Genomic DNA, 23,897 nt, shown 5'->3' with positions numbered 1-23,897 from the left:
CGGCACCGCACCGGGCGGCGAACGGCTCGCCGGGCGACACGCGACGGAGGGGACGGCGATGGCAGCGGTCAGCAGGGAGATCGGGAGAAACAACAACGGCGCGCGCTGGCGGGCGCGTCTCTGCGGCGGGATCGCCCTGGCATTGGTCCTGATCCTCGGCGCGGGCCAGGCGCTCGCCGCCCAGGTGACGCTCGCGTGGGACGCGAACACCGAGCCTGACGTCACAGGGTACAAGGTCTATTACGGGACGGCATCCGGCGTCTACGGCACGCCGATCGACGCCGGCAACGTGACGACCTACACCGTGACCGGCCTGACCGACGGCACGACGTACTACTTCGCCGCGACCGCCTACGACAGCGTCGGCAACGAGAGCGGCTATTCCAACGAGGTGCCGTACACGGTGCCCGGGGTCCCGGACGTCAACGTCCTGGGCAACGCGGTCGTGATCGTCGACGGCGACACCACGCCCTCCGCGGCCGACCAGACCGACTTCGGCACGGCCGGCGTCGGCGGCGCCGCGGTGACGCGCACCTACACCATCCGGAACGTCGGCACCGGCCCGCTGACGCTCTCGGGGACGCCGCTCGTCGCCATCGGCGGCGCCAACGCCGCGGACTTCACGGTGACGGCGCAGCCGACGACCCCGGTCGCCGCGGGCGCCAGCACCACCTTCACCGTGAGCTTCGTTGCCGGGGCCGCCGGCACCCGCTCGGCGACGATCTCGATCGCCACCAACGTCGCGGCGAAGAACCCCTACGACTTCGCGATCCAGGGCGCCGGCGCGACCGCTCCCGCGATGAGCGTGCTCGGCAAGGGCACGGCGATTCCCGACGGCGATGTCGCGCCTTCCAGCACCGACGACACCGATTTCGGCAAGACGAAGCTGACGGGCGGCGTCATGACGCACACCTTCACGATCCGAAATACCGGCACCGCCGCTCTGACACTCTCCGGCGCGCCGCTGGTCGCCGTTTCCGGCGCGAACGCCGCCGACTTCACCGTGACCGTGCAGCCCTCCGCAACGATCGCGGCCGGGGCCAGCACCACCTTTACCGTGAGCTTCGACCCGAGCGTCGCCGGCACGCGCACGGCCACGCTCAGCATCGCGAACAACGACGCCGGCAAGAACCCCTACGACTTCGCGGTCCAAGGCATCGGCGTGGCGCCGCCTGGCGCGCCGAAGAACGTCCGCAGCAACTAGCCGCATTCGTCCGATCGCCCCCATCGTCCCCCGCGGGAAGGTGGGGGCGATCGCTTTTTCGGTCATCCGTCACATTCCCGGTGCGGCGTGACGCCCGTCACTTATTTTTCGCGCCCCCTCTTCTAGATTTTCCGCGGGTGAAGACGATGAACGGCAACAACGGGACTGCTCAGGGCAAACCATCCGAAAGGGTGGGACGCAAAGCCGACGGCCTGCTTCCCGCGGCGCGGGAATACGGCGGCAGGGCTGCCAGTCGAAGGGATGCCATCGCGGGGTGCTCTCTCCGCGGTGCGCCCCTCCGCCGGTGCGGATTGCCCGGAGCAGCGGAGGAGCGCTCTCATGGCACGGCACGGTCTCGGCGACGGTAACGGGTCCCTGAAGACGCGGGCCTTTCCGCACGGCGGCGTGACCCGGCTGCTGTGCGCGGCGCTGGTTCTTCTCGCCCCCTCGCTGGCGTTCGCCGGACAGATCACCATCTCGTGGGACCCCGATCCCGCGGAGACCACTGTCGGCTACATGGTCCACAACGGGCTCTCGGGCCAGCCGTTCTCGTCGGTCATCGACGTCGGCAACGTCTCCTCCTACACGCTGACGGGCCTCGATGCCTCCGTCGCCTACCACGCCGCTGTCACCGCCTACGACCTCCTCGGGCAGGAGAGCCCGCTCTCGGCCGAGGTGGTCTACAACCCCAAGGCGGACGCGGGCGGCGACTCGGACGGCGACGGCCTGGCCGACACGCTCGAGACGGCCGGCTGCACCAGCCCGACCGACGCGGACACCGACGACGACGGCATCCCCGACGGATTGGAGGATGCCGACCACGACGGCCAGGCCGGCGCCGGCGAGAGCAATCCGTGCGTCGCCGACACCGACGGTGACGGCCTCCAGGATGGCACCGAGCTCGCGTACGCGCTGGCGATGGCGGGCCCGGACACCGACCTGGCGGTCTTCCGCCCCGACCTCGATCCGGCCACCGCCACCGACCCGCTCGCCGCCGACACGGACGGCGACGGCCTGGCCGACGGCCGCGAGGACCTCAACGCCAACGGACGCGTCGATGCCGGCGAGACCGACCCGAACGTCGCCGACAACCCCAGGCTCTTCGTCGACGACTTCAGCGACGGGACGGCCAAGGGCGATCCGTCCTGGCGGAGGGTTCTGGGCGCGTGGGCCGTCACCGGGACGGCGAAGCGCTTCGCCTCGGCGAACGTGCCGGTCAGCATGGCGCTGATCGCCGACCCGAACGTTCGCGACGTGCGTTCGGGGCGGATCGAGAGCTGGGTCAGCCTGACCCGCACCTACACCGCCGCGCCGGATGCGCGGATCGTCTTCCACTACCAGGATGCGACGCACTACCGCTACCTCCGGCTGACCGCCACCGGACTCTCGATCGGACAGGTCGGCGCCACTCCCGTCGAGCGCGCCGGTTTGAAGGCGTCCCTGCGGCGCCGGCTCAGTCCCGGCACCGGCTACCGGGTGCGCGTCGACATCGAGGGCGGCACGAAGGTGCGCGTCTACCTCAACGGCAGCGCGGCGCCCGTGCTCTCGTACACCTTCGTGGTCAACTCCTCGGGCCGCGTCGGCTATCGCACGGAGGGCGCGAGGAGCCTCTTCGACAACACGGCCGTCTTCACCGACGCAGTCCTGCGGTAGCGCAGGCGAAACCGGGGGTCCGACACCGGCCCCCCGGCGCCCCTTGCGCCGAGCCACTTGGCCGGAAACTCTTGACAAATCGTGCCGTTGTCGGCGAAATGTTCAGGATCTGCGGGACTGGTGTGGAAACCCGATGCCGCCGCGAGCGGCGGGAACGATAATAAGAGGGGACCGCGCCGCAAGAGATAGTGCGCCGCATGCACAGCGAGGCAACACGCCACGGGATGTCGGGGCCATCGCCGGGATGGCGGTGGACGCTTGTCGCCGCGGTCGTCTTGCTCGCCGTGTTCCCCGGCCTCGCCAGGGGCGCTAACGTCACCCTCGCCTGGGACGCCAACACGGAAACCGTGGCGGGCTACCACCTCTACCGGGGACTCTCGAGCGGGGCCTACAACCCGACGCCGACCGTCGTGGCCAACGTGGTCACGAACGGCGTCGTCACGGCGACGGTCGATGGACTGTCCCCCTGCTTGACCTACTATTTCGCCGTCACCGCGTACGACGCGAAAGGCGAGAGCGGGTACTCCAACGAGGTCTCCTACATGCCTCCCTGCATTCCCGCTCCCGAGACCGTCTCCCAGCCTTCCCCGCCTGCCGGCCCGACCGATCTCCAGGCCGGGACGCCGTACGTCTTCACCGCGCGGGGCGCGGCGTCCAGCGCCGGCGACCCGGTGCAGTACCGCTTCTTCTGGTCGGACGGCACGGACTCCGACTGGCTGCCGGTCGGCGTCATCGAGGCGACCAAGAGCTGGGACGTCGCAGCGACGTACACGGACGTGCGCGTGCAGGCCCGCTGTGCGGCGCACACGAGCGTCGTGTCTGCGCTCTCCGACCCCATCGCGGTGACGGTCGCGGCGGCGCCGGCGGAAACGATCGCCGCGCCGGCCGCGCCCGACGGCCCAACGACGGTCACGGGAACGCAGCCCCACAGCTATGCGACGGGCGGGAGCCTCTCGAGCGCGGGGCACCCCGTGCAGTACCGCTTCCTCTGGGCCGACGGGACGGTCTCGCCCTGGCTCGCCGCCGGCGCCTCCTCCGCGGACAAGTCGTGGCTCCTGCCGGGGACCTATGCCGTCAGGAGCGAGGCGCGCTGCGTGCTCCACCCGGGCGTCCACTCGTCTCCGTCACCTCCCCTGGAGGTAACCGTGGCCACTGCGCCCGGCGAGACGGTCTCGCCGCCGGCCCCTCCGCAGGGGCCGGGCGACGGCCTCACCGGGGTGGTCTACGGGTACACCGCCGGGAATGCAGCATCGAGCACGGGAGACCCGGTCCAGTATCGCCTGCAGTGGGGCGACGGCACGGCCTCGCCGTGGCTGACGCCGGGAGGCTCCGGGGCCGTCGCCGCGTGGAAGTCCTGGCCCGCGGAGGGCGTCTACTTCGTCAGCGCCGAGGCGCGCTGCGCCCTGCACCCAAGCGTCCCGGCGGTCTCCGGCCCGACCGCGGTCTCGATCGCGGGCGGCGCCTCGCTGCTGCTCGCGGACTCCTTCTCGGACGGCACCGCCGCCGGCGACCCGCAGTGGCGGACGCTCTCGGGGAAATGGCTGGTCGGGGCCGACCGGACGTTCACCTCCGGCAGCATGACGCTCGTCAACCGCGCGGTCGTCAGCGCGCTGCCGGCGTTCGCCGCCGGCAGAATCGTGACGAAACTCAGGCTGAGCGCGCGCTCGCTGGCGAACAGAACGGGCATCCTCTTCGCCGTGACGGATGCGCAGCACTACCGCTATGTCGCTCTCCGGGACTCGCGGGTCGTCATCGGCCAGGCGGGGGACTCGCCCGGCGAGAAGGCCGGCATCAAGGCGTCGGCGGCCCGCCGCCTCCGGGCGGACCAGTGGTACCAGCTGCGCGCCGACATCCACCCGGGCGGCCGGGTCGCCGTCTTCTTCGGCAGGGAGACGCGGCCGGTCGTGACCTACCGCTTCGGGGACGCGACGGCCGGCGGCATCGGCTGCCTGGCCGAGAAGTCGGTCGCGCACTTCGACGACTATCGCGCCTGGGACGCGCGCGCGCTCCCCTAGCCGGGGGACGGAGAACGCAGGGTCCCGCCCTCGTCCGGCGGGAACGCGGGGAGAGGAGGCGTACGAGCATGGCGGCACCGAGGGACCGCGGCGGCAGACCGTATCTCGGCGAGCTGCTCGTGGGACAGGGGCTGATCGCCAGGGACCAGCTCGACCGGGCGCTGCGCGTCCAGGCCGGCGGCCTGCGCCGGCTGGGCTACCTCCTCGTGCGCATGAAGCTCATCAGCGACGAGCAGCTCCTCAAGGCGCTCTCGCAGCAGCTGGACCTCCCCGTCGTACGGCCGGATGAGGAGACCGCCGCCGATGTCCGGCGCGTCCTCCCGCGGCACATCTGCCACCGCTACGCCGTGATCCCCCTCGCCTTCGAGGAGAACAACGTCCTGCGGCTGGCCATGGCCGACCCCCTCGACGACCTGGCTATCCGCGAGGTGGAGAACTACACGGGACGGGCGGTCCGCCCGGCCCTCGCCCGCGTCGGCGACATCCAGCGCGCGATCGGCAGGCGCGTGGCCTTCTCGATCCAGGACCTCTTCAGCCCCCAGGCGTACCGGAGCGTCGCCAAGCTCAGCACGGCGGCGGCCCTGCTCCTGCTGCTCGGCGCCTCCTACCTGGTGTACGACGAGCTGCGTCGCCAGCGCGAGGGGACGGTCTCGCAGGTCGGCGAGTCGGTGATCTACAAGAACCACGATCTCATGGTCGACGTCTCCCCCGGCGGCGAGATCTACTTCACCGGCCGCGGCTCCTTCGCGAGCGGGTACTACGGCGTCCGGTTCGAGAGCGCGGAGGCCTGGGCGGCCTTCGTCGCGGCGCAGAAGGGCCTGCTCTCGGACGAGCAGCGCGAGTGGCTCGACTGGCTGAGGCGGGAGAAGCTCGCGCACCGGCCCGGGGGCCGCTCCTCCGGCTAGCCCCCCGTCCGCCCCCGGCGGAACTTTTCGCAGCCCCGACGCTCAAATCTGGCGTAGGATCGCAGGACGCAACCCACGACGAGGTGAACGACATGACGTCACGATCCATGGCCCTTCTTGTGCTCTCGTTCGGCGCCGCCCTCCTGGCCGGCTGCGCGGGCGCGCGGGTACCCGAGGCAGGCAGCGGGCTCTCGCCCTACCCCCTCGCACGCGCCCCACAGGCCGGCGACATCGTCCACATGCCGACCGGCCTGCTCATGAGCTTCGAGCAGATGATGGACATCGTCGACGCCGCCAAGGTCGTCTACATCGGCGAGATGCACAGCAACTTCCAGGCGCACGAGGCGCAGCGGCGCATCATCGCCGAGCTGGAGCGACGCCACCCCGGGAAGGTCGCGATCGGCATGGAGATGTTCCGCGTGCCGCAGCAGCCCGCGCTCGACCGCTGGGTGCGCGGCGAGCTGACCGAGCCGCAGTTCCTCAAGGAGTCCCAGTGGTTCGACAACTGGGGCTCCGACTTCGGCAACTACCGCGGCATCCTCGAGCTCGCGCGCGACCGCCGGCTGGACGTGATCGCGCTGGACCCGGCGAAGGAGACCCAGAAGCAGTTCGCCGCCGCGGGATCCGGCCCGCTGCCGCCGGAGCTGGCCGCCAAGGTGCCGGAGACGGACTTCTCCGACCCCTACCAGCGCGCCCTGCTCGAGGCGGTGTTCGGGGGGCACGACGCCGGGCACGGCACGGCCGCGCGCGCCGCGAACCCCGATGAGGACTGGATGGAGGCGACGGCCCGGGAGCGGCGCTCCGAGGCCGCGAAGGAGAAGATGTTCGAGAGCTTCTTCCGGACGCAGGTCCTCTGGGACGAGACGATGGCCTCGCGGGTGGTCGACTACCTCAGGAGCCCGGCCGGCGAGGGGAAGAAGATGGTGGTCGTCGCCGGCGGCTTCCACGTGCGCTACGGCCTGGGCATCCCGCGCCGGGTGCTGCGCCGCGCCGCCTGGCCGCAGGTCATCGTCCTCCCGGAGGAGATCTCGATCCCCGAGGAGCTGCGCGAGGAGCTGACGATGGACGTCGACGTCCCCGAGATCCCGCTGCTGCCCGGGGACTTCGCGTGGCTGGTGCCGTACGAGGACGTCGAGAAGAAGCGGGTGCGGCTCGGCGTCGTGCTGCGCGCGGAGGACAAGACGGTGTACGTCGACAAGGTCGTCCCGGGCTCGGCCGCCGCCGCGGCGGGCGTCCAGGCCGGGGACGCCTTCGTCTCGATCGACGGCTTCCCGATCGCCGAGCAGGGCGACGTGATCATCGTGATCAACGGCAAGAAGGCGGGGGACACGGCGACGGTGGTGCTCAAGCGCGGCGACGCCGAAGTCACGGTGACGCCGACCCTGGCGGCCCCGCCGGAGCCGCCGCCGGGCATGCACAAGAAATAGGCCACCGACGGGGGTGCGCAGCGGCAGGACTCCCGCAGCCTGCCCTGGGACAGGTCGAGAGGAGGAGGATTCGGAAGATGACAGGGAAACGGCTCGGGCAGTCGGCGCTCATGCTCGCTGCAGTTGCGGCATGCGCGGGTTGTGCCTCCACCCAGGCTTCGAAGCCCTCGGGGCTGCGAGACCCGCAGGAGCGGCACCTGGCCAACGTGCGCCAGCTCACCGCCGGCGGCCAGAACGCGGAGGCGTACTTCTCGCTCGACGGCGGCCGCATCGTCTTCCAGTCCACGCGGCCGCCCTTCGAGTGCGACCAGATCTTCACCATGAACCCCGACGGCTCCGACGTGCGGCTCGTCTCCACCGGCGAGGGGCGGGCGACGTGCTCGTTCTTCTTCCCGGACGGCAAACGCTTCGTCTACGCCTCGACGCACCTCGGCAGCCCCGCCTGCCCGCCGCCGGCCGACCGCAGCCTCGGCTACGTCTGGCCGCTCTACCCCGACTACGACATCTTCGCCCGCGCCCTGGATGGCGGGACGCCCGTGCGCCTCACGGACACGCCCGGCTATGACGCCGAGGCCGCGGTCTCGCCCGACGGCTCGCGCATCGTCTTCACTTCCGTGCGCGACGGCGACCTGGAGCTGTACACGATGAAGCCGGACGGCAGCGACGTGAAGCGGCTGACCAACCGCGTCGGCTTCGACGGCGGGCCGTTCTACTCCTGGGACGGGACGAAGATCGTCTACCGCAGCAACTACCTCGAGAAGCCCGAGGAGATCGCGGAGTACCGGGAGCTGCTGGCGAAGAACCTGATGCGGCCGACCCGCGCCGAGATCTACTACATGAACGCGGACGGCAGCGGGCAGACGCAGGTGACGCGCTCGGGCGACGCCAACTGGAGTCCGTTCATGCACCCGAACGGGCGGCAGATCATCTACGCGTCGAACATGCACGATGCGCAGAAGCGGACGTTCTCGCTGTACCTGGTCAACACGGACGGCAGCGGCGTCGAGCGGGTGACGTACGGGGCGCGCTTCGACAGTTTTCCGATGTTCAGCCCGGACGGGAAGAAGCTTCTGTGGTGCTCGACGCGCGGGGCGGCGGGGCCGCACGAGTTCAACATCTTCATCGCCGACTGGATACCGTAGCGCCCGATGAAGTTGTTCGCCCGGCAACGCTGGCTTGCGGGCGCTCCCATGGGGGCTGCGCCCCCTCTGGCGCGGCTTACGCCGCTGTCACCCCCGCGCGTGCTCGGGATCGCGGCCTTGTCCATGCTCCTCACTGCGTCCGCTGCGGTGCGCGCCGAGCCGGCCGTGCGGCACGAGCTGGCGGTGACCATCGAGCCGGCGGCGCACACCATTGCCGTGCGCGACACGCTGACGTTCCCGGCGCCGCCGACGGCGCCCGTTGTCATCAGACTGCACCCTGGAATGCAGCCCGCGGTCGCGGAGGCGGGCGCCCGGCTCGAGGAGGCCGGCTCCGACGCGGAGTTCGCGCGCTACCGGCTCGTGCTCCCGGCGGGCGCGGCGGTCGCCACGCTCGCCTACCGCGGCGCGATCGACCACCCGATCGAGCAGGTCGGCGAGGAGTACGCCCGGGGGCAGAAGGAAACGCGCGGGACGATCTCGGACGCCGGCGTCTTCCTCACGGGCGCCTCGGGCTGGTACCCGGCGCTCGAGGCGGGGGGCACCGTGACGTTCTCGCTCGCCGTCGACCTCCCCGAGGGCTGGGACGCCGTGAGCCAGGGGAGCCGCACGGCGCACGCGGTCGAAGCGGGGCGGCGGCGGGTGCGCTGGGCGTGCGAGGTGCCGCAGGACGACATCGCCCTCGTCGCCGACCGCTGGACAGAGTATCGCGACCGGGCGGGCGACGTGGAGGCGCTGGTCTTCCTGCGAGAGCCTGACGGCGCCCTTGCGCGCCAGTACCTGGATGCGACCACCGGCTACCTCGACCTGTACGCGAAGCTCATCGGCCCCTACCCCTACGGCACCTGGTCGACCGTCGAGAACTTCTGGGAGACCGGCTACGGCATGCCCTCGTTCACGCTGCTGGGCCCGAAGGTCATCCGCTTCCCGTTCATCCTGCACACCTCGTTCCCGCACGAGATCCTGCACTCCTGGTGGGGCAACGGCGTCTTCGTCGACTACGGGTCCGGCAACTGGTCGGAGGGACTCACGGCGTACCTCGCCGACCATCTCGACAAGGAGCAGCGCGGCGAGGGGGCCGAGTACCGGCGGACGACGCTGCAGAAGTACGCGGACTTCGTCCTCGCGGGGCGCGACCTGCCCCTCACCGCGTTCCGCTCGCGGCACGGCTCGGTGACCGAGGCGGTCGGCTACGGCAAGACGCTGATGCTCTTTCACATGCTGCGCCTCGAGATCGGCGACGACGCCTTCGTCGCGGGGTTGCGGGGGTTCTGGCGCGAGAAGCGCTTCAGCACGGCGTCGTTCGCGGACGTGCGGGCCGCCTTCGAGCGCGCGGCCGGACGCGACCTCGGCTGGTTCTTCGACCAGTGGGTGACCCGCACGGGCGCGCCACAGCTGCGACTGCGGGAAGCTCGGCCCGCGGGCGCCGGGGACCGCGACCTGGCCGTGGTCATCGAGCAGGCGCAGGAGGGCGCGCCCTACCGGATGCGCGTGCCGCTGGCGGTCACGGTCGAGGGCTCGGCGCAGGCGGTCACCGCGGTCGTCGAGATGACCGGCCGCACGGCGGAGACGACGGTCCGCGACCTCCCCGGAAAGCCGGTGCGCGTCGACGTGGACCCGGCGTTCGACGTCTTTCGGCGCCTCGACGTGCACGAGACGCCGCCGTCCCTCAGCCGCGCGTTCGGCGCGGAACAGGCGCTCGTCGTCCTCCCCGCCGCGGCGCCACCCGACCTCGCCGCCGCGTACCGCACGCTCGCCGGCCTGCTGGAGCACTCGGGGCCGGGGCGCGTCGAGACGGTGGAGGACGCCGCGCTCGCCGAGCTGCCCCGCGACCGCGCGGTGTTCGTCCTCGGCTGGGAGAACCGCTTCTTCCCGGCGGCGCGGGACGCCGCGGCCGCGCTCGGCGCCGTCTTCGGCGAGAACGACGTGCGGCTCGAGCAGGCGCCCATCGCACGGCGCGGCAACGCCTTCGTGCTGTGCGCGCGCCACCCCGCGGACCCCGCGCTCACTCTCTCCTGGGCGGCGCTCGACGTCCCGGCAGCCGCCGAGGGGCTCGGGCGCAAGCTGCCGCACTACGGGAAGTACGGGTTCCTCGCCTTCGAGGGCGCCGAGCCCGCGAACATCGCCAAGGGGCTGTGGCCGACGTCGGGCTCGCCCCTGACGCGCGTTCTTGCTCCGGGCGGGGCGCCGCCCGCGCCCGGGAAGCTGCCGCCGCGCACGCCGCTGGCAACGCTGCCGCCGCGCTTTTCCCAGGAGCGGATGCTCGGCGACGTGCGGGCGCTTGCCGACCCGGGGCTGTGCGGCCGGGGCTTCGGCGCGCCGGAGCTGGACCGGGCCGCGGAGCTGATCGCTGCGGCGTTTGCCGCCGCCGGCCTGCGCCCCGGGGGCGACGGCGGGACGTGGTTCCAGGCCTTCGCGGCGAGCGGCGGCGCCCCGGCGCGCGAGGCGTCGCTCAAGAACGTCGTCGGCGTGCTCCCGGGCTCGCGCCCCGAGCTGCCGCGGGCCCTGCTGGTGATCGGCGCGCACTACGACCACCTCGGCCTCGGCGATCCCGGCTGTCTCCCCGAGAACCGCGGCCGGACCCACCCCGGCGCGGACGACAACGCCAGCGGCGTGGCCGTGATGCTCGAGCTGGCGCGCACCCTCTGGAAGGAGGCGCCGCCCGCGCGCACCGTTGTCTTCGTCGCGTTCGCGGGCGAGGAGCAGGGACGACTCGGCTCGAAGCACTTCCTCTCCCGGCCGGAATACGGCGCGGACCGGACGTTCGCGATGGTCAACCTCGACACCGTCGGGCGCCTCGAGGGCCGCAAGGCGCTGATCCTCGGGGGCGCGTCTGCGCGCGAGTGGGTGCACATCTTCCGCGGCGCCGGCTACCTCGCGGGCGTGGAGACCGCGCTTGCCGCAGGCGACCTCGACGCGAGCGACGACGTGACGTGGCGCGCCGCGGGCGTGCCGGCCGTGCAGATCTTCGGCGGGCCGAGCCCGGACTACCACCGCCCGGGCGACACCGCGGACAGGATCGACGGGGCGGGCCTCGTGAAGATCGCGGGGCTGGCGGCCGAAGTCGTCGGCCACCTCGCCGGCGCGGAGGCGCGCCTGACGCCGCCGGACACTGCCGCGCCGCCCGCGGCAGGCCCGCAGCCAGGGCCCGCCGGCGAGGGCGAGCGCAAGGTCAGCCTCGGCGTCGTGCCCGACTTCGCGTTCACCGGGCCCGGCGTGCGCCTCGACGGCGTCGTCTCCGGCTCCCCCGCGGAGGCCGCCGGCCTGCACGCCGGCGACATCCTGCTGGCGATCGACGGCAGGGCGCTGGCCGGGCTCAAGGCGCTCTCGGCCGAGCTCAAGGCACTGCAGCCGGGAAAGGTCGCACTGCGGTTCACCCGCGGCGGGGAGGAGCGGACCGCCGAGGCTCAGCTCGTCCCGCGCTGATCCCCGCCGCGAAATCCGCGCGCAGGCGCGGATCGGAAAAGCAGACTTGTTATCGTGCTTCGGTTCATCCCGCATTTCGCCGTGCTTCGACCTTGGCGCCTGCTGCGGGTGGTTCCTGACAAGTCCTTCCGTGTCGACGTGCGGTGCAATCACCTCGGGTCAGGGCATATCACCAGGTCTGTTCCGCTGGATCCGCACGTGCGCGCGGATCGGGGTGCGGTTGCCGGCCCAGGCGCCCAGCGCGATGAGCGCCGCGCCGGCGAAGAGCCCCGGGCCGAGCGCCTCCCGGTAGAGCAGGCCGAGGATGACGCTGGAGCCGACGGGGATCAGGTACGCCAGGGTGCCGAGCAGGCGCGCGTTGCCGAGCTTCATCCCGGCCTCCCACCAGTGGTAGCCGAGCGCAACCGGACCGACGCCGCCGAAGACGACCCAGAAGAGCCCTTCGGGGCTGAAGGCGATGGGCGCTGACCACTCGCCGCGCCAGCCGGCCAGCGCGGCGGACATCGCGGCGCAGAGGCCGAAGTTCAGCGCCGTGCCCTCCTGCTCCGCGGGGATGCGCCAGCGCCGGATGAGGACGCAGTAGAGCGCGAAGAGGGCGCCGGCCGCGAGCGCGAGCAGGTGCGGGAGCCAGCGCTCGGGCAGGCGCAGGAGCCCTTCCGGCCCGCGCGCGGCGAGCACGCCGGCGAAGCCGAGGAGCGCGCCGAAGAGCGCGGCCCGGCCGCCGCGCTCGGGCAGCAGCACGTTGGAGAAGACCACGATCCAGATCGGCCAGAGATAGTTCAGCAGGTTCACCTGCCCGAGGTCCGCGGGGGCGGCCGCGAAGAGCGCCAGCGCCAGCAGCACCGTGTAGACCGCCACGCCGACAGCCCCCGCGGCGATGAAGCGGACGGGAAGGCGATACAGCGCCGCCAGGGGGCGCCCGCGCAGCACGTGCAGCAGCGCGTCGGTCGCTGCGCCGGTGGCCGTCATCAGGGTCAGGTAGACCCCGGGGCCGAAGATGCGTCCGCCCCGCGCGAAGCACGCGCCGCTCCAGCACCAGAACAGGATCGAGCCGACGCCGAGCAGCGTCGCCCGCCGCGAAGTATTGGCCGCCGTCATGGTCCGGGGAGCATACCCCTTTTCGGCTCCTCCGCGCGAGGCGCGCCGCCCCGCAGGGCACGGTCCCCGCGCGTCTGCCGGCGGCGTCTGGCCCGGGGCGGCGCCATCTGGTAGCGTTGGCTCGTGATCGACGAGACGCCCTTCTACCGGGCGCTGCGGGCGCTCTCCATGCTGCCCCGGTGGTACTTCCGCCTCCGGGTGGAGGGCGCCGGCCACGTGCCGGCCGCCGGCCCCTGCATCCTCGCCGCGAACCACGCGAGCTACGTCGACCCCATCGTGCTCGCCATCGCCTGCCCGCGGCCGGTCCGGTTCATCGTCGACCGCGCGCAGTACGTGCGGCCGCTGGTGCACTGGATCGCCACGCGCACCGGCGCCATCCCCGTCGAGAACGCGCCGCGCGACCTCGGCTCGCTGCGCCGCGCGCTGGAGGCCCTGCGGGCGGGATCGGTCCTCGGCATCTTCCCCGAGGGAGGACGGTCGGACGACGGCTCGCTCAAGGCCGCCAGGCCCGGGGCCGCGCTGCTGGCCCTGCGCGCCGGCGTCCCGCTCCTACCGGTCGCGATCGCCGGCTCCTTCAGGGCGTACTCCCGGCACCACCGCGTGCCGCGTCCGGGACCGATCGCGGTCCGCATCGGCCCGCCGCTGGCCTTCCCCGCCGCCTGGGCGGAACACCGCGGCAGGGGCCACCTCGACGAGGCGGCGGCCCTCCTCATGGAGCGGATCGGCTCGCTCCTGGCCACGTGAAGCGCCGCCCGCGCGGGGGCGCGGGCACGTCAGGCGTCCCGCTTCAGCGGACGGGCGCGAGCTCCACGCTCTCGGAGGCGATCGGGTGCCCCATGAAGATCTCCGCGAGGTGGTCGAAGTGCGCGCTCGAATCGGTGGTCAGGAAGCGGCAGCGGCCGTGGCGGGCGAGGCGCGCGTCCATCTCCGGGTGCCGCCGCAGGTAGTCCGCCAGCCGCGGGGCGACCAGCTCGTCCTGCGAGAGCACCTTCACCCCCGGCGCGATCAGCGCCTCGATCCGCCCGCGGATGAGCGGGTAGTGCGTGCAGCCGAGCAGCAGGGTGTCGACCCCGCCGTCCTGCGCCAGCGTCGCCTCCCAGTACGTGCGGATGAAGTGCTCGAGGCCCGGCCCCTCCAGCTCGCCGGCTTCGATCAGGGGAACGAGCAGCGGGCAGGCCTGCTGCGTCAGGCGCACCCGCGGCGCGTGCTTCGCCAGCTCGATGGCGAAGCTGCCGGACTGCACCGTCCCCTGCGTCGCCCAGAGCGCCACCGCGCCGGACGTCGAGTGCTCGTCCACCGCCTCGACGGTGGGGCGGATCACGCCGAGGACGCGCCGGTCGGGGTGCCTGGCCGCGAGGTACCCCTGCTGGATCGTGCGCAGCGCCTTGGCCGAGGCGGTGTTGCAGGCGATGATCACCAGCGGGGAGCCGAGCGCGAAGAGGCGCGCGACGCCCTCGAGCGTGAAGCGCAGCACCGCCTCGAAGGAGCGGTTGCCGTACGGCGTCCGCGCGTTGTCGCCGAGGTAGACGTAGTCGTACTCCGGCAGCAGCCGGCGGATCCCCTTGAAGACCGTCAGGCCGCCGAAGCCGGAATCGAAGATGCCGATCGGCCCCCGGTCCGTCACGCCGCGTGCTCGGCCCGCACCCGCCCGCGCGCTCACGCGGGACACAGCGCCGCCAGTCCGTACGCCCATGCCCGCGTGTGCGAGATCGACACATGGACCCCCCCGGGGCCGGGCGGCGCGCTCACGACGACGGGTGCGCCGCCGGGCTGGTGGCGAAGCTCGAAGTCGCGGGGCACGGGGAGCGGGGCGCCCGCGTCGGCCCAGAGCACGACCAGGGCGCTCTTGAGGGCGAGGAAGCCGGCCACACTCTGCACGGAGCGCTCGCCGAGGTCGGCCAGCTCCGCCGGAGAGAAGTGCCGGGCCTCGATCTGCGCCCTGCCCCGCGCGGCCGCCGCGACCGCGAGCGACTTGAGCCGGGAGCGGGCTGCCGGGAGCGCCTCGGCCCCCTCCGGCGCGCCCCGGTAGAGGTAGGCCTCGACGACGCACTCCCCGCGCTCGTCGGGATAGTGCTCGCGCAGGTGCACCCGGATGCCCGCGATGCCGCGGCTCTCGAGCAGCGCGGGCGCCGCGATGACCTCCAGGCTGCGCCCCCCGCCGGGGAAGCGGCACTCGCACTCGACGAAGGGGTAGCGCTCCCCGAGCGCCTTGCACACCGCCTCCTTCGCGCAGAACGCCGCGCAGAACGCGAGCGCGGGGCGGGGCTGCGCCGCGAGATGCTCGGCCTCTCTCTCGGTGAAGACCAGCCGCCAGCGCGGGGCCCCGGCCGCGATCTTCGCGAAGCGCCGCACATCCTCCGCGTCGACGCCGACACCGACGAGCACGCTCTCAGCGACAGTCTCGGGCATGATTGGGGGAATTCTCCGGCGCGGCCGGGGCCGTGTCAACCCGGCCGGTCCGGGCCCGGTCCGGGGCGCCGCCGTCGCCGGGCGCGCCCCTCCCGGCGCCGCGGGGCGTTGACGGGAGGATCAACTGGCAGCATAGTAGGGAAAAGCGGGGAAAAACGCGCCGGGTGGCCGGCGCCCCTGCCGCAAAGGAGTGCGCAATGCAGCCGGTACTCAAGTCGAACAAGCTGGCGGACGTCTGTTACGACATCCGCGGCCCGGTCCTCGAGCACGCCCGCCGGCTCGAGGAGGAGGGGCACCGCATCATCAAGCTGAACATCGGCAACCCCGCCGCGTTCGGCTTCGAGGCGCCGGAGGAGATCCTCCAGGACGTGATCTACAACCTGCCCGCGGCGTCCGGGTACTGCGACTCCAAGGGGCTCTTCGCCGCGCGCAAGGCCGTGATGCACTACACGCAGCAGAAGCGCATCCGCGACGTGCAGCTCGAGGACATCTACATCGGCAATGGCGTCTCCGAGCTGATCGTCATGGCGATGCAGGGCCTGCTCAACAACGGCGACGAGGTGCTCGTCCCCTCGCCGGACTATCCGCTCTGGACCGCGGCGGTGAGCCTCGGCGGCGGCCAGCCGCGCCACTACCGCTGCGACGAGCAGGCCGGGTGGCTGCCGGACCTCGAGGACATCCGCGCGAAGGTCACGCCGAGGACGCGCGCGATCGTGCTCATCAACCCGAACAACCCGACCGGCGCGCTCTATCCCGACGCCCTGCTGCAGGAGATCGTCGAGATCGCCCGCCGCAACCAGCTCATCGTCTTCTCCGACGAGATCTACGACAAGGTCCTCTACGACGGGCGCACCCACACCTCGATCGCGTCGCTCGCCGACGACGTCTTCTTCGTCACGCTCAACGGCCTCTCGAAGAACTACCGCGCCTGCGGCTACCGCGCCGGCTGGATGATCGTCTCGGGCGAGAAGCGCCACGCCGCGGACTACATCGACGGGCTGAACATCCTCGCCTCGATGCGCCTCTGCGCCAACGTCCCGGCGCAGTACGGCATCCAGACGGCCCTCGGCGGCTACCAGAGCATCGACGACCTCGTGAAGCCCGAGGGGCGCCTCTGCCGCCAGCGCGACGCGGCCCACCGGCTGCTCACGGCCATCCCCGGGGTCACGTGCTTCAAGCCGCAGGCGGCGCTCTACATGTTCCCGCGCTTCGACCCGCAGATCTACCCGATCGAGGACGACCGGCAGTTCATCCTCGAGCTGCTCAACGAGGAGCGGGTCCTGCTCGTGCAGGGCTCGGGCTTCAACTGGCCGGATGTGAACCACGCGCGCGTCGTCTTCCTGCCGAACGTCGACGACCTGACCGAGGCGATCGGCCGGATCGCGAACTTCCTCCAGAATTACCGGAAACGTCACGGGACGTGACCGGCGGGGCGCAGCCGCCGTGGCTGCCGCTGCTGCGGCGCATGCACGCGGTCGCGGACGCCGGCATCGAGAAGGCGGTGCGCGCCGAGGAGCGGCGCCGGGGTGCGCGGCGCGCGTGCCGGCGCGGTTGCTCGGTCTGCTGCCGCCACCAGAGCGACGTCCCGGCTTTGCCGATCGAGCTGACCGGCATCTCCTGGCACTGCGCCGAGGGGCTGACCGGCGCCAGCCGCGAAGCCGTGCGCGCCAGGCTCGCGGCCCACGCGCGCGGCGGCCCCTGCCCCTTCCTCGTCGACGACTCCTGCGCCGTGCACCCGGTGCGTCCCCTCGCCTGCCGTCTCTTCACGGTCTTCGGACGGCCGTGCGCCGAGGGTGAGGACCCGTTCCACGTCCGCCGCGCGGATCTGCTCACGCCGCCCGCCGGCCTGCTCGCGCGGGCCTACCGCGAGATGCTCCCCTTCCACGGGGTGACGGAGCCCGCCGACCAGGAGCAGTGGCTGCAGCGCAGGCTCGTCGATGCCCTCGCCGTGAACCTGATGGCCTGCGACTGGCGCACTCTCACCGCCTTGATGGACCGCGCCGCCCGCCCGGGTAAGTCATCGCTCGCTCAACCCGGGGACCGCTGAGGGTTGCCGGCCGCCGAGAAGGGGTCAGATGCAAGGAGCCTGACGATCCGGCGACTGAGGCGGCCTGGTGGCCGCCGCAGGGATTCCCGCACTCGCGCGGCTCGCACGGGCAAGGAGCCGCCGATGGCCCCGTATCGGCGGCCGGCTAGAAGCCGACCCAGGTGATGCGGTCGGGGCGCCGGGGCGGCTCGGGCGCCTGGCGCGCCGGGTAGCCGACCGGCACCACGGCCACCAGATCCAGGCCGTGCGCGTCGAGCAACGCGGCGATCTCGTCGGCGAACCGCACCGGCGCCGTCATCCAGCACCCCTGCAGCCCCTCGTCCACGCAGGCGAGCAGGGCGTTCTCGACCGCGGCGGCGCCCGCCTGGAGGTCGACGAACGGCCCGTCCTCCGTCGGCTCCGTGTAGAAGACGAGCACGACCGGCGCGCCGCCGAAGTCGCGAAAGAACCCGCGGGTGAACTCGACCGTCTTCTCCTGGTAGAGCCGGCGCAGCGAATCCTCGTGGAAGGCGAACGAGCGGCCCGAGATCTCTGCGAGGCGGTCGCGCGCCCCGCCCTGAACGACGAAGATCCGCCAGTTCTGCCGGTTCTTGCCCGAGGGCGCCCACGTCGCGGCCTCGACCACGCGCTCGAGCGCGGCGCGCGGCACCGCGTCCGGCAGGTAGCGGCGGCAGGAGCGGCGGCTGCGGAGCGCCTGGCCGAGCTCCACGGTCAGGCCGCCCCGCAACACTTCTTGTGCTTCTTCCCGCTGCCGCAGGGGCACGGATCGTTGCGCCCGATCTTCGGGCTCTCGCGCACCACCGGTTTCGGCTTGACCTCCCGGCCGTCGACGAAGTACCAGCGGCCGCCGCGGCGCGCGAAGGTGGAGCGCTCGTGGTGCTCCTGGCGCTCGCCCCCCATCGAGAACCTCGCGATGAACTCGACCTCGCCTTCCTCGTCCTCCGGGCCGCCCCCGGCGGTGTCCAGGATCTCCAGCCCGTGCCACTCGGCCTTCTCGGCCCACTCGCGGCTGCTCTTCTCGTCGTAGTCCTTCCGGTGATCGGGGTGCAGGGTCTCGCGCAGGTAGGGGATCTCCCGCTCGACGTAGGCGCTGTAGCGCGAGCGCATCAGCTCCACAGCGGTCTGCGCCTGTCGCTCCCCCGCGATCAGGGGACCGCAACACTCCCCGTAGTCCTTCTCCGAACCGCACGGACAGGGTCTCATTCGACATTACCCCCGATGTGGATGTCCCGCCGGCCCCGCGCGCGGGCGCGCCGCCGGCAACCGTCTTCAGTGTAGCACGGCCCCGCGGCGGCTTCCGGCCACCGGGGGCGCGCCGCTTCAGCGCGGGCGCGCCGCCGTCCAGACCGCGCGGTACCCGGCGACCATCCGCTCGAGCGCGAAGTTCCCGGCGATCCGCTCGCGGCAGGCTGCACCCCGTGCCGCCCGGGCGGCGGGATCGGCCAGGGCCCGCAGCGCGCCCCCGATTGCGGCCGCGAGCGCGTCCGGGTCCCCCGGCGGCACGATCCAGCCCGTCTCGCCCACGATCAGCGCGGCGTCCCCGGAGTCAGTGGCCACGACGGGCGTGCCGCAGGCCATGGCCTCGGCGACGACGTTCGGGAACGCCTCGCCGACGCTGGAGAGCACGAGCAGGTCCAGCGCGTTCATCAGGGCGGGCACGTCGTCGCGGGCTCCCACGGCGAGGACGCGCCCGCCGATCCCGTGCCCGCTGATCAGCCCGGCGAGTTCGGCGTTCGCGCCGTCCATCCCGCGGCCGGCGAGGACGCAGCACCACTCCGGCGCGCCGGGGCCGCCGAGCCGCGCAAGGGCGGCGAGCAGGTTCGCGTGGTCCTTGTGGGGGTCCCAGCGGGCGACCATCCCGAGAAGCGCCTGCCCATCTCCCACCCCCAGTTCCCCCCTGATCCGCGCCCGGGCTCCCGGGTCCGGCGCGAACTCCGCCAAGTTGTAGCCGTTGGGTACGACCACGAACCGCTCCGCCGCGTAGCCGCGCGCGATGTGCTCGTGAGCCGCCCGCGCCGAGCAACTCACGATCGCGCGGGGAACCCGCCTCGAGAGTGCGGCGCACGCCCGCGCGGCGAGCCGCGTCGGCCGGGAGACCCTCCGGGGGTCGAGGTCCGTGTTGCGGACGCCCCAGACGACCGCGCGCACGCCGGCGAGCCGCGCCGCGAGGCCGCCGAGCAGGTCGGCGTGATACATCCACGTCTGCACCACGTCCGGGGCCGCGGCCCGCACGAGGCGGACGAGCCGCGCGAAACCCGGCGCCGTCACCCTGCCGCGCGGGAGGCCCACGGCGTCAACCGGCACTCCCGCCGCGGCAAGCCGCGGGCCCACGATCCCATCCCCGGTGAGCGAGACGACCCGGTGGGAGTCGAGCCCGTCACCGCGGACAAGCCGCGCCAGGACGGTCTGGGCGCCGCCGTCGTCGAGGTTCGTGATGACGTGGAGGACTCTCATGCCGGGACTATCGCACCGGCCGGCGCCGGAGGGCAAGCGCCCCCGGCCGCTTCAGCCGCGAGCGACCGCGGGGGCTACTGCGTGAAGCGGTGGCACTGGGTACAGAAGGAGTCGCCGTCCGAGACCCCCCGGAGCTTGAAGGAGGACACCTCCATCTCGTGGGGGTTGTGGCACGTGGCGCACATCATGCGCTCCCCCTTGAACAGCGGCATCTCCGGCGGGATCGACCCTCCCGGGGGCTGCCGGGGGCTGCCGTAGTGCGTCGACAGGTGCTCGTGGGGCTCCTCGTGGCACGTGACGCACGGCAGGTTCGGGTCGGAGACGAAGCCGACCGTCTTGATGGTGTCCTTGCCGGCCACGGGCGTGCCCGCGTGGCAGAAGTCGCAGCGACGCCCCTCGTTCGCGTCCTTGTGGATGTCGCTGACCTTGAAGTTGTTCCGGTCGTGGCAGCGCCAGCACGGCTCGCGGGTGCTGCCGTAGGGCCCGCCGCGCAGCAGCTTCGGCACCCGCTCCTGGTCCTCGTGGCCCTGCTCGTGGCAGGTCAGGCACGTGAGCGCGCCGTCGGTGAGCGGCCATCCTTTGGGCACCGTTATGTCCGCCGGGACCTTCTTCAGCGGGTGGATGTTGCCCGGGATCTTGCCGCTGGCGTGGCAGCGATTGCACAGTTCGTTGATGTCCTCCAGCAGCAGCGCGTAGTCGTCGGTGTTCTCGTGACAGGCGAAGCAGAACGCCTTCCGGAAGTGCGGCCGCACCGAGACGGACTCCTTTGCCGCCGCCAGGAACCTTGCGTTGAGCAGCGAGGGGCTGTCCGCCGACTTCCCGTGGGGGTCGTGGCAGTTCGCGCACTCGACGCTCTCGCCGAGCGGGTCCGCGTCCTCGAAGTGGGTGCGCTGCATGATCCGGTGGCAGAGCGTGCACAGGTCCTTCCCCCGCGACGTCACTTCCTCCTGCTGTCCGGCCACCGGCTTCGCGGGGTGGCAGTAGCCGCACGACGGCTCGCCCCCGCGGTGCGGCGAACGTTTGGCGAGGTTGGTGCCGTGACACTCGGCGCAGAAGGCCTGCCAGGAAGGGAAATAGCCCGGATCCGGCGAGCCGGGGAACCCCCGGAGCAGCCCGGAGCGGCCGTCGGTGGCGTGGATGAAGTGGCAGGTCGTGCAGATGATCTTCCCGTCGAAGGCCAGCGAGGACCCCGCAGGCAGGTACGCCGACCGCTGCGCCCCCTCGGGCCCCGAGCCCGCGGCCACGAGCACGGGGTGGAGCGCCTCCTCCGGCTTGTGGCAGGCCAGGCAGAGCGCGGGGTCCTCGGGGGAGCCCTTGAAGGTGACGGTCTTGCGCGTGTCGATCCCGAACCGCGGTGTGTCGCGGTGGCAGGTCAGGCAGTCGCCGCTGTTGTGGACGTTCTCCATAGCCCCCCGCGCGGGCAGCGCCGCCAGGAACGTCCCGAGCGCCAGGAGCATCGCCGAACAGCGCTGTCTCTCTCTTCTCCCCGGGAAGCGGCGAGCCCCCGGCAGACCCAGGCCCACGGGAACGCAGCGCGGATCCGCGGGGACAGCGCGCTCGGGCGTCGTTGCCTGCACGTGGTCAGACTTTCCGGCCAATCCGGTCAATTGCACACGCCTCACACCGGCCGATGCGGCCGAAAGGGAAATGGGTCCGCGGATTATCCGTTGCACTGCCGCCGAAGTCAAGCGTCCGCTGCGGCCCCGTGTGTTAGCATGGGCGTGGGATGCGAGGGAACGGACAGGAGCAGGGAACCGCCTTTGCCGATCTGACCCCGGACGTGGTGATCGCCGTCGTCGAGGGGGCGCTCGGCGTCCGGTGCACCAATCTCTTCCGCCCGCTGAACAGCTACATCAACCGGGTATACGAGCTCGAGCGCGAGGACGGCGGCGGCCTCGTGGCGAAGTTCTACCGCCCGGGGCGCTGGTCGCGCGACGCCCTGCTCGATGAGCATGACTTCGTGCGCGAGCTGGTCGCGGCCGAGGTCCCGGTCGTCGCGCCGCTGCCGCTCGCGGGCGGCGGCACCCTCGGCACTCATGGGGAGATGCACTTCGCGGTCTTCCCGAAGAAGAGCGGGCGGGTCTTCGACGAGTACACCGACGAGCAGTGGCTGGAGCTGGGACGCCTCCTCGGGCGGGTCCACGTGGTCGGCTCCCGCCTGCGCCCGCGCGACCGGATCACGATGGCGCCGGAGCTCTCGACGCGGACCCAGGTGGACTACGTCCTGGCCGGCGGCTTCATCCCGGAGGACCTGGAGGGGCGTTTCCGCGAGCTGACCGGCGCCTTCATCGAGGAATCGGCGCCGATGTTCCGCGGCGTGGAGATGATCGCGATTCACGGCGACTGCCACGTCTCCAACCTCATCTACCGCCCCGGCGAGTCGTTCTTCATCATCGACTTCGACGACATGTCGGTCGGGCCGCCCGTGCAGGACTTCTGGATGCTGCTTCCCGGCTACCGGGGCGACTCGCTCGCGGAGATCGCGACCTTTCTCGAGGGCTACGAGACCTTCCGGCCCTTCGACCGGCGGACGCTGCGGCTGATCGGGCCGCTGCGCGCGATGCGGTTCATCCACTACATGGCGTGGTGCGCCCACCAGGTCGCCGAGGACGGTCACTCGCGGGTCGCCCCGGACTTCGGGACGCGGAGCTACTGGCTGCGGGAGCTGAACGACTTCGAGCAGCAGGTGGCGCGGGTGCGCGCCGGACTGCGCCGGGAGGAGGAGTAGCGGCCGTTCGGCCGCCCTCCCCCTCCCGCGGGGATCCTCTAGGCCTCCTGGACGACCGGCTGCGGCTCCAGCGCCGCGAACTCGGCCTCGACCTGCTCGCGGGACTTGATCTTCAGGGCCAGCGCGGCGGCGATGACGAGGCAGAGCCCGGCGGAGATGAAGCAGCTGTCGAAGCTGCCGCCCGAGCGCGCCACGAGCATCTCGGAGACGCGTCCCATGACGAAGCCGCCCACGCCCCAGGCGCTGAAGAGGACGCCGTAGTTGACGCCGAAGTTCCTCAGGCCCCAGAAGTCCTTGGCGAACGAGGGGAACAGCGCGAGGTTCGTGCCGTAGTTGAAGCCGATGAAGGTCGCCAGCAGCACCAGCACCGCCGGCGCCGTCGCGCCCGAGGAGACGACCGGGATCGCGGCGAACATCATCAGCGCCTGCAGCCCCAGCATCAAGAAGAGCGTGCGGGCGCGGCCGATGCGGTCCGAGAGCACGCCGGCGACGATGCGGCCGGCGGCGTTGCCGATCGCCATGATCGCCACCGCGACGAAGGCCATCTCGCCCAGGCTCTTCTTGGCCATGCCGGCCACGCTGCCGATGACCATCAGCCCCGCGCCCGAGCCGATGAAGAAGAGGCTCCAGAGCAGGTAGAACGTCGGGGTCCGCAGGATCTCGGAGGGCCGGTGATCGGCCGCGGCGGGCTTCGGCTTGGCGCCGGCGGCGGCGGGCGCCGCGGCGAGTCCGTAGCCCTTCGGGGGGTTCTTCAGCAGCATCGCCAGCCAGCTGACGACGAAGAGGAAGCCGAGCCCGAAGAACATCATGGCCTGCTGGAGGCCGTACTTCTTCACGAGCATGGTCGCCAGCGGCGCGATGTACACCGAGGCCAGCCCGAAGCCGCTGACCACGATGCCGGCGACGAGGCCCGTGCGCGCCGGCGGGAACCACTTGAGCGCCGGGGGCGTCGCCGCCGAGTAACCGAAGCCGATGCCCGCGCCGGCCAGGACCCCGAAGCCCAGGACCCAGGCCCAGTAGCTGGTCGTCAGCGAGATCCACATGAAGCCGGCCCCGACAAGCAGTGCGCCGACGAGCGCGGTCAGCCGCGGGCCGACCTTGTCCTGCACGCGACCCGCGACGATCATCGCAAACGCGAACACGAGGCAGCAGACCGCGTACGGATCGTTGATCGAGGCGAGGTCCCAGCGGAAGGCGCCCTCGCCGCCCCGGACGATGGAGTCCTTGATGGCGCCCTTGAAGATGCTCCACGTGTAGAGGATCCCGAGCGCGAGGTTGATGGCGGTGCCGGCGAGCGTGACGATCCAGCCTCTTCTGTCCGCTTGATGCGACATGTCCCCTCCTGTCCTCTGGCGCAGTTCTGGGTTGCGGTCGACGTCCGGGACGCGGCAC

General features: G+C 72.1%; 19 protein-coding genes and 1 riboswitch. Of the genes, 11 read left to right on the top strand and 8 right to left on the bottom strand.

Features of this window, described 5'->3' with window-relative positions; translation table 11 throughout:
- Positions 1 to 58: 58 nt before the first annotated feature.
- The 7 genes from VI078_00545 (at position 59) to VI078_00515 (ending at position 11,769) form a co-directional block, all read left to right on the top strand.
- Positions 59 to 1,204: a choice-of-anchor D domain-containing protein gene (locus tag VI078_00545; GenBank protein ID HEY5997776.1), complete on the top strand. Its 1,146-nt coding sequence runs from the start codon at positions 59 to 61 to the stop codon at positions 1,202 to 1,204.
- Positions 1,205 to 1,367: 163 nt separating this feature from the next.
- Positions 1,368 to 1,458: riboswitch (cyclic di-GMP riboswitch) on the top strand.
- Between the two features lie 85 nt (positions 1,459 to 1,543).
- Complete coding sequence (locus VI078_00540) at positions 1,544 to 2,857, top strand: hypothetical protein (protein ID HEY5997775.1); 1,314 nt, start codon at positions 1,544 to 1,546, stop codon at positions 2,855 to 2,857.
- A 197-nt stretch (positions 2,858 to 3,054) separates the two neighbouring features.
- A complete protein-coding gene (locus VI078_00535; protein ID HEY5997774.1) occupies positions 3,055 to 4,872 on the top strand; it encodes a fibronectin type III domain-containing protein in 1,818 nt (605 codons plus the stop codon).
- A gap of 68 nt (positions 4,873 to 4,940) precedes the next feature.
- Positions 4,941 to 5,777, top strand: coding sequence for a hypothetical protein (locus VI078_00530; protein HEY5997773.1), 837 nt, complete (start codon positions 4,941 to 4,943; stop codon positions 5,775 to 5,777).
- Positions 5,778 to 5,869: 92 nt separating this feature from the next.
- A complete protein-coding gene (locus VI078_00525; protein ID HEY5997772.1) occupies positions 5,870 to 7,204 on the top strand; it encodes a ChaN family lipoprotein in 1,335 nt (444 codons plus the stop codon).
- 77 nt (positions 7,205 to 7,281) lie between these two features.
- Positions 7,282 to 8,346, top strand: coding sequence for a hypothetical protein (locus VI078_00520; protein ID HEY5997771.1), 1,065 nt, complete (start codon positions 7,282 to 7,284; stop codon positions 8,344 to 8,346).
- A gap of 123 nt (positions 8,347 to 8,469) precedes the next feature.
- Positions 8,470 to 11,769: a M20/M25/M40 family metallo-hydrolase gene (locus tag VI078_00515; protein ID HEY5997770.1), complete on the top strand. Its 3,300-nt coding sequence runs from the start codon at positions 8,470 to 8,472 to the stop codon at positions 11,767 to 11,769.
- A gap of 159 nt (positions 11,770 to 11,928) precedes the next feature.
- Here VI078_00515 and VI078_00510 read toward each other — a convergent pair whose 3' ends face one another.
- Positions 11,929 to 12,867 (bottom strand): EamA family transporter, encoded by a 939-nt coding sequence (locus VI078_00510; protein HEY5997769.1) that lies wholly within the window; start codon positions 12,865 to 12,867, stop codon positions 11,929 to 11,931.
- Positions 12,868 to 12,990: 123 nt separating this feature from the next.
- On the opposite strand from VI078_00510, the gene VI078_00505 reads away from it, so the two are divergent.
- Positions 12,991 to 13,611 (top strand): lysophospholipid acyltransferase family protein, encoded by a 621-nt coding sequence (locus tag VI078_00505; protein ID HEY5997768.1) that lies wholly within the window; start codon positions 12,991 to 12,993, stop codon positions 13,609 to 13,611.
- Between the two features lie 43 nt (positions 13,612 to 13,654).
- On the opposite strand, the gene murI is transcribed toward VI078_00505, so the two are convergent.
- On the bottom strand, positions 13,655 to 14,491 hold the full coding sequence (gene murI, locus VI078_00500) for a glutamate racemase (protein HEY5997767.1): 837 nt from the start codon (positions 14,489 to 14,491) through the stop codon (positions 13,655 to 13,657).
- Positions 14,492 to 14,523: 32 nt separating this feature from the next.
- Positions 14,524 to 15,276 carry a 4'-phosphopantetheinyl transferase superfamily protein gene (locus VI078_00495; protein HEY5997766.1) on the bottom strand — a complete coding sequence of 251 codons (753 nt, stop codon included), beginning with the start codon at positions 15,274 to 15,276 and terminating at the stop codon, positions 14,524 to 14,526.
- Between the two features lie 197 nt (positions 15,277 to 15,473).
- Here VI078_00495 and VI078_00490 point away from each other — a divergent pair, with 197 nt between their 5' ends.
- On the top strand, positions 15,474 to 16,700 hold the full coding sequence (locus VI078_00490) for a pyridoxal phosphate-dependent aminotransferase (protein ID HEY5997765.1): 1,227 nt from the start codon (positions 15,474 to 15,476) through the stop codon (positions 16,698 to 16,700).
- Positions 16,697 to 17,323 carry a YkgJ family cysteine cluster protein gene (locus tag VI078_00485; GenBank protein ID HEY5997764.1) on the top strand — a complete coding sequence of 209 codons (627 nt, stop codon included), beginning with the start codon at positions 16,697 to 16,699 and terminating at the stop codon, positions 17,321 to 17,323. The genes VI078_00490 and VI078_00485 overlap by 4 nt, the downstream gene beginning before the upstream one ends.
- A 145-nt stretch (positions 17,324 to 17,468) precedes the next feature.
- On the opposite strand, the gene VI078_00480 is transcribed toward VI078_00485, so the two are convergent.
- The 4 genes from VI078_00480 to VI078_00465 form a co-directional block, all read right to left on the bottom strand.
- Complete coding sequence (locus tag VI078_00480; GenBank protein ID HEY5997763.1) at positions 17,469 to 18,053, bottom strand: nitroreductase family protein; 585 nt, start codon at positions 18,051 to 18,053, stop codon at positions 17,469 to 17,471.
- Complete coding sequence (locus VI078_00475) at positions 18,035 to 18,526, bottom strand: YchJ family protein (GenBank protein HEY5997762.1); 492 nt, start codon at positions 18,524 to 18,526, stop codon at positions 18,035 to 18,037. Before VI078_00475 ends, VI078_00480 begins: the two co-directional genes overlap by 19 nt.
- A gap of 117 nt (positions 18,527 to 18,643) precedes the next feature.
- The gene (locus VI078_00470) at positions 18,644 to 19,777 is read right to left on the bottom strand and encodes a glycosyltransferase (protein ID HEY5997761.1); all 1,134 of its coding nucleotides are present in this window, start codon (positions 19,775 to 19,777) and stop codon (positions 18,644 to 18,646) included.
- A 74-nt stretch (positions 19,778 to 19,851) separates the two neighbouring features.
- On the bottom strand, positions 19,852 to 21,234 hold the full coding sequence (locus tag VI078_00465; protein HEY5997760.1) for a cytochrome c3 family protein: 1,383 nt from the start codon (positions 21,232 to 21,234) through the stop codon (positions 19,852 to 19,854).
- Positions 21,235 to 21,503: 269 nt separating this feature from the next.
- On the opposite strand from VI078_00465, the gene VI078_00460 reads away from it, so the two are divergent.
- Positions 21,504 to 22,505: a serine/threonine protein kinase gene (locus VI078_00460; protein HEY5997759.1), complete on the top strand. Its 1,002-nt coding sequence runs from the start codon at positions 21,504 to 21,506 to the stop codon at positions 22,503 to 22,505.
- A gap of 38 nt (positions 22,506 to 22,543) precedes the next feature.
- Here the strand turns inward: VI078_00460 and VI078_00455 are convergent, their stop codons facing one another.
- The gene (locus VI078_00455) at positions 22,544 to 23,839 is read right to left on the bottom strand and encodes an OFA family MFS transporter (protein ID HEY5997758.1); all 1,296 of its coding nucleotides are present in this window, start codon (positions 23,837 to 23,839) and stop codon (positions 22,544 to 22,546) included.
- Between the last annotated feature and the right edge of the window lie 58 nt (positions 23,840 to 23,897).

The sequence above is a fragment of the bacterium genome (assembly GCA_036524115.1).
Classification (GTDB): Bacteria; JAUVQV01; JAUVQV01; order JAUVQV01; family DATDCY01; genus DATDCY01.
Note: the sequence above shows the minus strand (reverse complement) of the source record. Positions and strands in the feature narration are given on the sequence as shown.